The organism is Halopseudomonas nanhaiensis (assembly GCF_020025155.1).
Taxonomy (GTDB): domain Bacteria; phylum Pseudomonadota; class Gammaproteobacteria; order Pseudomonadales; family Pseudomonadaceae; genus Halopseudomonas; species Halopseudomonas nanhaiensis.
This window is the reverse complement of sequence record NZ_CP073751.1, coordinates 3113452-3125000: the sequence shown is the minus strand read 5'-3', so window position 1 is coordinate 3125000 and position 11549 is coordinate 3113452. Positions and strand designations below refer to the sequence as shown.

The 11549-nt window shown below is 59.1% G+C and carries 9 protein-coding genes, 1 tRNA gene and 2 rRNA genes (1 of these 12 running past the window's edge); 9 read left to right on the top strand and 3 right to left on the bottom strand.

Annotation, left to right across the window (positions count from 1 at the left end; genetic code table 11):
- Positions 1-2040, top strand: a 23S ribosomal RNA gene (locus tag KEM63_RS14295); it begins 850 nt to the left of the window's first position.
- Between the two features lie 143 nt (positions 2041-2183).
- A 5S ribosomal RNA gene (gene rrf, locus KEM63_RS14290) occupies positions 2184-2299 on the top strand.
- Positions 2300-2535: 236 nt separating this feature from the next.
- Here rrf and KEM63_RS14285 read toward each other — a convergent pair.
- Positions 2536-4203 (bottom strand): long-chain-fatty-acid--CoA ligase, encoded by a 1668-nt coding sequence (locus tag KEM63_RS14285; RefSeq protein ID WP_223652794.1) that lies wholly within the window; start codon positions 4201-4203, stop codon positions 2536-2538.
- 240 nt (positions 4204-4443) lie between these two features.
- Between KEM63_RS14285 and KEM63_RS14280 the strand changes: the two genes are divergently transcribed.
- From KEM63_RS14280 to KEM63_RS14255, 6 genes are all read left to right on the top strand, one after another.
- Positions 4444-5988: a 2-isopropylmalate synthase gene (locus KEM63_RS14280; protein WP_223652793.1), complete on the top strand. Its 1545-nt coding sequence runs from the start codon at positions 4444-4446 to the stop codon at positions 5986-5988.
- Positions 5988-6764 carry a hypothetical protein gene (locus KEM63_RS14275; RefSeq protein ID WP_223652791.1) on the top strand — a complete coding sequence of 259 codons (777 nt, stop codon included), beginning with the start codon at positions 5988-5990 and terminating at the stop codon, positions 6762-6764. The genes KEM63_RS14280 and KEM63_RS14275 overlap by 1 nt, the downstream gene beginning before the upstream one ends.
- Positions 6761-7213, top strand: coding sequence for a ribosomal protein S18-alanine N-acetyltransferase (rimI, locus tag KEM63_RS14270; RefSeq protein WP_223652789.1), 453 nt, complete (start codon positions 6761-6763; stop codon positions 7211-7213). The genes KEM63_RS14275 and rimI overlap by 4 nt, the downstream gene beginning before the upstream one ends.
- A gap of 66 nt (positions 7214-7279) precedes the next feature.
- Positions 7280-7921 (top strand): carbonate dehydratase, encoded by a 642-nt coding sequence (gene can / locus KEM63_RS14265; RefSeq protein ID WP_223652787.1) that lies wholly within the window; start codon positions 7280-7282, stop codon positions 7919-7921.
- Between the two features lie 17 nt (positions 7922-7938).
- On the top strand, positions 7939-8808 hold the full coding sequence (locus tag KEM63_RS14260) for a DMT family transporter (protein ID WP_423747812.1): 870 nt from the start codon (positions 7939-7941) through the stop codon (positions 8806-8808).
- On the top strand, positions 8805-9797 hold the full coding sequence (locus tag KEM63_RS14255) for an isocitrate/isopropylmalate dehydrogenase family protein (RefSeq protein ID WP_223652779.1): 993 nt from the start codon (positions 8805-8807) through the stop codon (positions 9795-9797). The genes KEM63_RS14260 and KEM63_RS14255 overlap by 4 nt, the downstream gene beginning before the upstream one ends.
- Before the next feature lie 56 nt (positions 9798-9853).
- On the opposite strand, the gene KEM63_RS14250 is transcribed toward KEM63_RS14255, so the two are convergent.
- Positions 9854-9930, bottom strand: a tRNA-Met gene (locus tag KEM63_RS14250).
- 107 nt (positions 9931-10037) lie between these two features.
- A complete protein-coding gene (locus tag KEM63_RS14245; protein ID WP_223652778.1) occupies positions 10038-11147 on the bottom strand; it encodes a mechanosensitive ion channel family protein in 1110 nt (369 codons plus the stop codon).
- Between the two features lie 168 nt (positions 11148-11315).
- Here KEM63_RS14245 and KEM63_RS14240 point away from each other — a divergent pair, with 168 nt between their 5' ends.
- A complete protein-coding gene (locus KEM63_RS14240) occupies positions 11316-11528 on the top strand; it encodes a hypervirulence associated TUDOR domain-containing protein (protein WP_223652777.1) in 213 nt (70 codons plus the stop codon).
- The last annotated feature ends 21 nt before the right edge of the window (positions 11529-11549 follow it).

The following is an 11549-nucleotide window of genomic DNA, read 5'->3' as shown; positions in this document are numbered from 1 at the left end:
GAGCACTGTTTCGGCTAGGGGGTCATCCCGACTTACCAAACCGATGCAAACTCCGAATACCAGTGAGTGTCAGCACGGGAGACACACGGCGGGTGCTAACGTCCGTCGTGAAAAGGGAAACAACCCAGACCGTCAGCTAAGGTCCCAAAGTTATGGTTAAGTGGGAAACGATGTGGGAAGGCTTAGACAGCTAGGAGGTTGGCTTAGAAGCAGCCATCCTTTAAAGAAAGCGTAATAGCTCACTAGTCGAGTCGGCCTGCGCGGAAGATGTAACGGGGCTCAAACCATACACCGAAGCTACGGGTTCATCTTAGGATGAGCGGTAGAGGAGCGTTCTGTAAGCCTGTGAAGGTCAATTGAGAAGTTGGCTGGAGGTATCAGAAGTGCGAATGCTGACATGAGTAACGACAATGGGAGTGAAAAACTCCCACGCCGGAAGACCAAGGGTTCCTGCGCAACGTTAATCGACGCAGGGTGAGTCGATCCCTAAGGCGAGGCCGACAGGCGTAGTCGATGGGAAACGGGTTAATATTCCCGTACTTCTAGTTACTGCGATGGGGGGACGGAGAAGGCTAGGCCAGCAAGGCGTTGGTTGTCCTTGTTTAAGGCGGTAGGCTGAGATCTTAGGTAAATCCGGGATCTTAAGGCCGAGAACCGATGACGAGCTTTCTTTTAGAAAGCGAAGTGGTTGATGCCATGCTTCCAGGAAAAGCCTCTAAGCTTCAGGTAACTAGGAATCGTACCCCAAACCGACACAGGTGGTCAGGTAGAGAATACCAAGGCGCTTGAGAGAACTCGGGTGAAGGAACTAGGCAAAATGGCACCGTAACTTCGGGAGAAGGTGCGCCGGTGAGGGTGAAGGACTTGCTCCGTAAGCTCATGCCGGTCGAAGATACCAGGCCGCTGCAACTGTTTATTAAAAACACAGCACTCTGCAAACACGAAAGTGGACGTATAGGGTGTGACGCCTGCCCGGTGCCGGAAGGTTAATTGATGGGGTTAGCTTCGGCGAAGCTCTTGATCGAAGCCCCGGTAAACGGCGGCCGTAACTATAACGGTCCTAAGGTAGCGAAATTCCTTGTCGGGTAAGTTCCGACCTGCACGAATGGCGTAATGATGGCGGCGCTGTCTCCACCCGAGACTCAGTGAAATTGAAATCGCTGTGAAGATGCAGTGTATCCGCGGCTAGACGGAAAGACCCCGTGAACCTTTACTATAGCTTTGCACTGGACTTTGAATTTGCTTGTGTAGGATAGGTGGGAGGCTTTGAAGCGTGGACGCCAGTTCGCGTGGAGCCAACCTTGAAATACCACCCTGGCAACTTTGAGGTTCTAACTCTGGTCCGTTATCCGGATCGAGGACAGTGTATGGTGGGTAGTTTGACTGGGGCGGTCTCCTCCCAAAGAGTAACGGAGGAGTACGAAGGTGCGCTCAGCACGGTCGGAAATCGTGCGTAGAGTATAAAGGCAAAAGCGCGCTTGACTGCGAGTCCAACACGACGAGCAGGTACGAAAGTAGGTCTTAGTGATCCGGTGGTTCTGTATGGAAGGGCCATCGCTCAACGGATAAAAGGTACTCCGGGGATAACAGGCTGATACCGCCCAAGAGTTCATATCGACGGCGGTGTTTGGCACCTCGATGTCGGCTCATCACATCCTGGGGCTGAAGCCGGTCCCAAGGGTATGGCTGTTCGCCATTTAAAGTGGTACGCGAGCTGGGTTTAGAACGTCGTGAGACAGTTCGGTCCCTATCTGCCGTGGACGTTTGAGATTTGAGAGGGGCTGCTCCTAGTACGAGAGGACCGGAGTGGACGAACCCCTGGTGTTCCGGTTGTCACGCCAGTGGCATTGCCGGGTAGCTACGTTCGGAAAAGATAACCGCTGAAAGCATCTAAGCGGGAAACTTGCCTCAAGATGAGATCTCACCGGGAGCTTGACTCCCCTAAAGGGCCGTCGAAGACTACGACGTTGATAGGCTGGGTGTGTAAGCGTTGCAAGGCGTTGAGCTAACCAGTACTAATTGCCCGTGTGGCTTGACCATATAACACCCAAGCAATCTGGTGTTAACGATCAAGACAGACAAACGACAAGCTGGAACTGCACGAGATTACAGGCACCGTCTGACTTCTATCACCAACCCAAGCTTTTAGCTGCTCGGACTCAAAACCGGTCAGCAACAAATTGCTTGACGACCATAGAGCATTGGAACCACCTGATCCCATCCCGAACTCAGAAGTGAAACGATGCATCGCCGATGGTAGTGTGGGGTTTCCCCATGTGAGAGTAGGTCATCGTCAAGCGCCTATACCGAACGCCCCGATCTCAAAAAGATCGGGGCGTTCTTCTTTGTGGGGCGAGTAAACTCACCTGAACCGCTCCCACATTTGCATAGCGCGGCGTGTACGCAGGTTGATCTTACACGGACGAGGGGTTTCAGAGGGGCATTACCGGCGTAGCCTGGCGCCTCGATAAAGCGGGCCTTGCCGGGTTTCTCACCAATCAGCGGACGCAATGAAGCGTCCGCTGATTACCTCACTCATGCCTCCGAGGCTTTCTTCCATTCCTGTTCCTGCAGCAGCCGCCACATGATTTTGCCGGTGGGTGATTTCGGTATGGCATCGGTGAATTCCACGATAACGGGGCACTTGTAGGCCGCCATGTTTTCCTGGCACCAGCTGATGATGTCCTGATCGGTTGTGCGCTCCTGTCCCGCAGCCAGCACGACGAACGCCTTGACCGTCTCGCCGCGCCTGGGGTGCGGCGTAGACACCACGCACACTTCACGGATCGCTGGATGTGAATACATCAGCGATTCGACTTCGGCAGGCCATACCTTGTAGCCGGACGCATTGATCATGCGTTTCACGCGATCTACCAGGAAAAAGTAACCCTCTTCGTCGTAGTAACCCAGATCACCCGAACGGAAGAATCGGTTCCCATCCAGTTCCAGGAACGCCTCCTCTGTTGCCTCCGGTCTTTTCCAGTATCCCTGAAAGATCTGTTCGCCGCGCATGATGATTTCGCCGGTCACTCCCGGGCCGACCTCTTCCAGGGTGTCGACATTGATCACGCGCGAGTCCACCCCGATCAGGGGGATGCCCAGGCACTGAGGCTTGCACGCCTGGGGCGGATTGACGTGAGTCGGTGCGATAGTCTCCGACAACCCATAGCCTTCCATATAGGTCAGCCCGGTCTTGTCGTGCAGCTTCCCGGCAACCGCAGCCGGCATGGCTGCGCCACCGCCGCCGATGCTCTTCAGGCTGCTGATGTCGTAGCTGTCAATGTCAGGATCGGAAAGCATGTCGACCACCATGGTCGAGATGTTTCGCCAGGTATTTACCTTGTGGCGCTGGATCAGCTCCGCAGCAACCTTGCGATCCCAGCGAGTCATGACTACCAGCGTCCCGCCTACGTAGAGCGTACTGTTCATGCATGACTGCATGCCGGTTACATGGAACATGGGCACGGACACCAGATGTACGATGTCATGCTGGGCATTGGTCCATACCGCTCCGTAGACGGTGGTCGCCAACACGCTGTGGTGCGTATGGACACAGCCTTTCGGGTTGCCGGTGGTGCCGGAGCTGTAAGGAATGACGCAGAGGTCCGACGGTCCTGCGGTCAGGGCAGGCGGCGGTGTGTTGGCATCGATCACGTCCTGCCATGCGGTGAGTCCATCCCCCTCCCAGGCCCTGGCAGCTTCGGCGACCGCTTCCGGCAGCGCCAGATCGGTCGGCGCGGTGACGTAGTCGGCGTAGGCGGTGACGACCACCTCGTCAAGCAGGCCCGGGCCTACATGTGGGCTGACGTTTTCCAGCAGTTCCTGGGCACAGAGGCACACTTTTGCCTCGGTGTCTTCAATCAGATATTTCAGTTCGGCGCTCCGGTTCATCGGATTGACCGGCACGACCACCGCGTTTGCACGCAGGATGCCAAAGTAGCCGATGATGTACTGCGGGCTGTTCTGCATGTACAGCAATACGCGATCGCCTTTGACGACACCTGCGGCGGCGAGGTGGCCGGCGATGGCTTCAGCTTCCTGTTGCAGGCGCTTGTAGCTGACAGCGCTTCCGTAGTAGAGGATCGCCGGGTGATCCGGATAACGTAGAGCGGAAACCGTGATGTTGTGAAACAGGCTGGTAGCCGGCAGCTCGAGCTGTTTAGGCACTTGCGGAGGCCATACCTGAAAGTGGCGGTCGAACATGGTGACACCTGCATTGTTGTTATTGAATGCGAGTCATTGATGCTCGCTGGCTTGTAAGACAGCTTAGACGCGGGGCGGTCGAAATGGGAATGCTCAGTCGCTTTCGTGTTGATTGTTCATAAGCATGCCAAAGGTGGGTTTCTCCATTCGATACAGCTCGGGTGTCGGTCACTGGCGTTGCATGGATCGGTTATAGTAGCGGGATCGTTTCAACCGTTTCGGACTGATGGAGTGACTCCGATGAATCAGGACCGCGTGTACATTTTCGACACCACCCTGCGTGATGGCGAGCAGAGCCCCGGCGCCTCGATGACCGGCGAGGAAAAGCTTCGGATCGCCAAGGCTTTGGAAAAGCTCGGGGTGGATGTGATCGAGGCGGGCTTCGCCATCGCCAGTCCAGGTGACTTCGCCGCAGTGAAGGCTATCGCCGACAGCGTTACCGATAGCACCGTCTGCAGCCTGTCTCGCGCGGTGGAGGCAGATATCGAGCGCGCAGCGGAAGCGCTGGCGGGCGCCAACGCCGGTCGCATCCATACCTTCATTGCGACAAGTCCAATCCACATGCAGCACAAGCTGCGGCTGGCCCCGGAGCAGGTGATCGAACAGGCAGTTCGCGCAGTCCGACATGCTCGCAATCTTTGCGCGGACGTGGAGTTTTCCTGCGAGGATGCAGGACGTTCCGAAATCGATTTCCTGTGCCGCATCATCGAAGCGGCCATTGAGGCCGGTGCACGGACCATCAACATTCCCGACACGGTTGGCTACGCAATTCCCCATCAATTCGCCGAAACGATCGGTCAGGTGATCGCCCGGGTGCCGAACGCGGACAAGGCGATTTTCTCGGTTCACTGCCATAACGACCTGGGCCTCGCCGTCGCGAACTCTCTGGCGGCTGTGTCTGCCGGTGCACGACAGGTTGAGTGCACCATCAACGGTCTCGGCGAGCGGGCCGGCAACGCGGCGCTGGAAGAAATCGTCATGGCGATCAAGACGCGTCAGGACGTGCTGGGTGTGCACACCCGCATCGTGACCGAACACATCGTCAGCACATCGAAGCTGGTCTCGGGGATTACCGGCTTTCCTGTCCAGCCGAACAAGGCGATCGTTGGCGCCAACGCCTTCGCGCACGAGTCGGGCATCCATCAGGACGGTGTTCTGAAGCACCGCGAAACATACGAAATCATGAGCGCGCAGTCGGTGGGTTGGCACACCAACCGACTTTCATTGGGCAAGCTCTCGGGGCGCAACGCCTTCCGCACCCGGCTCGAGGAGCTGGGTATTCTGTTGCCCGGGGAGGCGGAGCTGAATGCCGCGTTCGCCCGGTTCAAGGAGCTCGCCGATAAAAAGCAGGAGATATTCGACGAGGATCTGCAGGCGCTGGTATCCGATACCCTCAGTGATGTCGTCGAACGGGTTAAGCTGGTGTATCTCGACGTTGCCTCCCGCACAGGCGAAACGCCCCGAGCCCATGTGGTACTGAGTGTCGATGGTCGCGAGCAGAGCGCCACGGCGGACGGCTCAGGGCCGGTCGATGCGGCGTTTCGCGCCGTCGAGGCGATTGTCGATTCGCATGCGCTGCTGAAACTGTACTCGGTCAACGCTATCACCCAGGGTACCGATTCACAGGGCGAGGTGACCGTGCGGCTGGAGAGGGCTGGGCGGATCGTGAACGGCAACGGTGCCGATACCGATATTGTCGTAGCATCCGCCAAAGCCTACATCAACGCCCTGAATCTGATGCAAAGCGGGGTGCAGCGCGCGCACCCGCAAACGGAAGGCGTTTGATGCACGAGCAGTCCCGGCTTGCCTACCTGCAGGCGCTTGGTGTGGTCAGCTGGGTGCCACGCGACCGCGCGGCCCAGGCAGCGGAAGGTCCATCGGTGCCGCGCGATGAAACGGAGTCGCAGCGCAGCCCGCCGTTGGAGGCCGTTGAAGCAGACGGCACGGCGGTCGGGTCAAGTCCGGCGAATTCTTCGGTCGACCAGCCCTCCATCGGTAGTCCAGGCGTGTCGAATACGCCTGAGGGCCTCAGCGAGGCGGAACCGGCTGTCCCAGCCGTTCAGGCTCGACCGTCTCCAGCAATGACCCCGTTCTACCTGCAGCTGTGGCTGGCCGGTCCCTGTGCGTTGTTGCTGCAGATCAGCGAGCCCGGCCTGGAGAAGGCGATAGCTCCCTATCGTCTGTTGACAGACATTCTTCGGGCAGCCGGGCTGCCCGATCAGCCGGTTCTGTTTGCCGACTTCCAGTGGCCCCTGACGCGCAACCCCCAGTTCGATCGCGGCGCCGTGGCAGCGAGCCAGGCGCTGTATGCCTTTGTCCAGGCACGGCTAGAGGAGCAGTCCGTGGTCTCCATCGGCTGCTTCGGTTCGCGCTGTACATTGTTGGCAGACGTCGATGTTGCGGCCGGGGAGCGTCTGATGGGCCGAGAAGAGGCCATTGAGGGTCTGGCGCCGGTCTGGTTTGCTGCAGGACTCGAGGACCTGATGGGTTCTGCGCAGGAAAAGGCGAAACTATGGCGCTTGCTCAAGCGAGTCATGCCGAGGTGGAAGGAGCGGGAATGAACGAGGTACGTTTTCGGCCGATGCTCGAGAGCGATGTGGATGCAGTGTTAAAGGTTGAGTACGCAGCGTTCAGCCATCCCTGGACGCGTGGCATTTTTCTCGATTGTATCCGGTCCGGTTACGAGTGCTGGCTGCTCTGCGTCGGCGATCAGCAGGTCGGGCATGGTGTATTGACCGCTGCAGCTGGCGAGTCGCATCTGTTGAATATCACCGTCAAGCCGGAGAATCAGGGAGACGGTCTCGGTGCGAGGCTGCTCACGCACCTGATCCAGCGGGCCAAGGAGCGCGGGGCGGAAGTCACCTTTCTAGAGGTGCGCGAATCGAATCTTGCGGCCAACCATCTCTACGAGCGTTTCGGATTCAATGAAATCGGACGGCGCAAGAACTACTATCCTGCCGTGGGCGGGCGCGAAGACGCTCTAGTGATGGCCTATTCGCTGATCGACTGACGTGACGTACCGGAAGGGCCGCACGTCAGAGACGGCACAATCAGACGGCAATACAAGGTAGAGAGCATGTCCGACCTCAAGCATCTGTTCGCCAACAATCGCGAGTGGGCCGAGTCCATCAAGGAGGAGGATCCTGAGTTCTTCACCAAGCTGGCCAAGCAGCAGACTCCGGAGTATCTCTGGATAGGCTGTGCCGACTCGCGTGTACCGGCAAATGAAATTGTCGGTTTGATGCCGGGAGAGCTGTTCGTTCACCGCAACGTGGCCAATGTGGTATTGCATACCGATCTGAACTGTCTGTCGGTCATGCAGTTCGCTGTCGATGTGCTGAAGGTCAAACACATCATCGTCACCGGGCATTACGGCTGCGGTGGCGTCCGCGCGGCGATGAACAACCAGCAGCTCGGGCTCAGTGATGGCTGGCTGCGCTCCATACGCGATCTGTACTACCTGCAGCGTGAACCATTGCGACTGATTCCGGACGACGAGACGCGACTCGACCGGATGTGCGAGTTGAACGTCATGCGTCAGGTCGCCAATGTCAGCCATACGAGTATCGTCCAGAACGCGTGGCATCGTGGGCAGCCGCTGTCGGTGCATGGCTTCATCTACGGTATCAAGGACGGCTTTCTCAAGGATCTCGACGTTACCGTTTCCGACGCTTCGCAAATTCCTGAACAGTATCGACTCGGGCCGCCCGGCGCATGACATCCCGGCAGTGGGCCATGGGCGGACTCCTCCTGTGCGCGCTCGCCTGGGCAGGCAATGCATTGGTGGCCAGAGCCACTGCGGGGTCGCTGCCGCCGATCGGCCTGTCGTTCTGGCGCTGGACCACCGCCCTGGCTCTGCTCCTGCCGTTCACGCTGCAGGGGCTCTGGGCGCACCGCCACGTGCTCGCTGGACGCTGGCTGCAGATCGCGGTGCTGGCAGGTCTGAGCATCTCGTCGTATAACACCCTGCTGTACCTCGCCGCGCAAAGCACCACGGCCATCAACATTACCCTGGTCAATACCGGCCTGCCGGTCGCTGCATTCGTCTGGTCCATCGTCCTGCTGCGTCAATGGCCAACCTGGATGACCCTGCTTGGAGCGGCGACGTCCTTCGCCGGGCTGCTGGTCATCCTCACGCTTGGCGAGCCTGCGCGGCTGCTCACGCTGTCCTTCAACCCGGGCGATGTCATCATGGTGGTAGCGGTGCTCACCTGGGGGCTCTACTCGGTTCTGCTACGCAAATGGATGCTGCCGGTGCCCGGCATGGTTCAGCTCTGCGCGATGCTGCTGTTCGGCGTGCCGCTGCTGCTCCCGTTCTATATCTGGGAGCTTGCCCATACCGGCGGCGTGCCGCTGACGACCCAGAGCGTTCTGGCAGTGGGTTACACTGCAGTATTCGCCTCGCTGGTGGCATACCTGGCCTGGAACAACGGCGTCAAGGTACTTGGTCCGGCGACGGCCTCGTTGTTCAGCTATCTGCTACCGGTCTTCGCAGCGCTTCTCGGTGTGCTGCTGCTGGGTGAGAGGCTGCACTGGTACCACCTTGTCGGCGGAGCGCTGACCTTCATTGGTTTGCTGTTGGCTACACGGGAGGCGCGCGCGTGACGAAGCTCTGCGTCATCCCCGGCGACGGGATAGGGCCGGAGGTGGTACCCGTGGCGGTTCGCGTGCTCGAGAAGCTTGTTCCAGGCTTGAAGACCATCGAGGCGGAGGCGGGATGGACGTGTTTTCAGAGGCACGGAACGGCAGTTCCTGAGCGGACGCTTAAACTGTTGCTGGAAACCGGAGCGGGGCTGTTTGGCGCCGTTTCATCACCCGCACGGAAGGTAGAAGGTTACCGAAGCGCCATTCTGACGCTGCGTCAGGACGCCGACCTGTACGTCAATCTGCGGCCGGTACGCAGCTGGCCCCAGGTATCGCCGCAGCAGGATGTCGACCTGATCGTACTGCGTGAAAACAGCGAAGGACTCTATGTCGGCATAGAGCGGATGGATGCCGGCACGGCCATCGCCGAATGTCACATCAGCGAAGCCGCCTGTGTCAGGCTGGCGCGAAAGGCCTGCCTTGTCGCGAGACACCGCTCCGCCCGGCGTATCACCGTGGTGCACAAGGCCAATGTGCTGCCGCTCACCGGCGGCCTGTTTCGCGACACAGTGCGGACGGTGCTGAGAGATGAAGGGCTTGATCCGCTGGTGGACGAGCGGCTGGTGGACGTCGCGGCGCTCGAGCTGGTCGCTGCTCCGCGCAGCGTTGACATGCTCGTCACCAGCAATCTGTTTGGTGACATCCTCTCGGATCTCGCCAGCCACTGGTGCGGTGGGCTCGGTATGGCGCCCTCGCTCAACTGGGGAGACAGGGTAGCGCTTGCCGAGCCGGTGCATGGCAGCGCCCCGGACATCGCTGGTAGCGGGCGAGCCAACCCGATCGCAGCAATTCTCAGTGCGGCGCTGTTACTGCGTTATCACTGGCGGATGCCTGAGCTGGCCGGACGCTTGGACACCGCGGTCGAGGAGGTCTTGCGCGAGCTGACGCTGGCGAATCTTGGAACAACGACGACGGCGGAGATCGAGAGAGCGGTGCTGCAGCGGCTCTGATCGGACAGAGCGCGAAATAAAAAAGGGCCTGGCCGAAGCCAAGCCCTTGGAAAGGTTGGTGGCTACACCTGGACTTGAACCAGGGACCCCAGCATTATGAATGCTGTGCTCTAACCAGCTGAGCTATGTAGCCATCCGAGGCGCGCATTATTCAGTTGCGCGTGGATGTTGTCAAGCCTTGTCATCCGATTTTTCTTCCGCACATTCAACTGCTTACTGCCGGGCCTCGGGCGGGCAAAATCAACTGCCGCCGGCGTGTTGGCCTGCCGCGGGATTCTCCCCCGGAACCCCCGCCACGTTGATCTCGGGAAGCTTGCCGCCGACGAATTCCACACTGCGGGTGGGGAAGGCGAAGCCAACGCCGAGATCGCGACAGCCCTGGAGCAACCCCAGATTGATCTCCTGCTGGATGTCCATGTACCGGTTGTAGTCGGAGCTCTGAACAATGTGAACCACCTCGAACGTCAGCTGACTGTCATCGAACGCGACGAAGTGAGCACGATCAAAATGCGTGTCGGCCACCGAGTCCACCACGCGCCTGACCAGCGCCGCCACCTCGCGGACCTTGTCGGTCGGAGTGCTGTACATGATGCCGAATTTGAACACGATGCGACGGGTATTCATGCGCTTGTAGTTGTGCAGGATCTTCGAGAGCAGATCGGCATTGGCGCAGACGATCTGTTCTCCACTCAACGCCCGGATTCGGGTGGTCTTCAGGCCTATGTGTTCGATGTTGCCGGCGACTTCACCGAAGACCACGAAGTCGCCGATCTCGAAGGGTTTGTCGATGCCGATCGCCAGCGAGGCGAATACATCGCTCAGCAACGTCTGCAGCGCCAGGGCGATAGCGATACCGCCCACCCCGAGGCTGGCAACCATCGCAGTGATATCGACGCCAAGATTGGCCAGGATGGACAGCAGCATCATGGTCCAGACGACGATTCGAATCATGATCCCGATCACGGTGGTGGTGACCGGGTTGCGGCGTTTTCCGTCCCGCGTCAGGCTGTCCATCCACAATCGGGCGGCCGTATCCAGCCACAGGGCAAACTGGAAGGCCAGCGCGATAAACCACCCGTGCGAGAGCAGCCGCTCCCAGTCCGACGCCAGATCGACGAAGCGCAATGCGATCAACAGTGAAAATGCGAACAGCAGGACTCTGCTGGTATGGCGCAGCATCTCTGCGAGAATCACCATGAATGCAGTGTGCGATTTCTCGGCTTTCGCGCTCAGGCGCCGACTGACGATGCGCAATATGGCTCGAAGGGTCCAGTAGCCCAGCAGGGTGATCGCGAGCAGGATGCCCAGGTTTATCCAGATCGATTCTCGTTGCAGGAAAGTCCAATCCATCCGCTACTGCTCCCGTGTGTCCGTTGATCTGTCAGGAAAAGCTATCCATTCGGTCGTCGAGCGGCGGCGATAGTTCCCAGTGCGACCCGGAACGGCCCGGGGGTGGCAGGGTCAACAATGGGAAGCAGGCAGGGTGTGTCTGCATGGTTGAATGGAGGAGACAGACGTATGACGCACAAACTGAAGGTGGGTGATCACGTGCGCTGGAATTCCGAAGTGGGGCATGTCGAAGGCAAGGTCATCCACGTGCATACCAGTGACACCGAATTCAAGGGCCGGCATCGACCAGCCAGCTCAGACGAGCCGCAGTACGAGGTCAAGAGCGACAAGACGGGAGCGACTGCAATGCATCACGAGCAGGCGCTGGAGAAGATCAAGTGATAAAGCAGCAGGGGGCAGCCG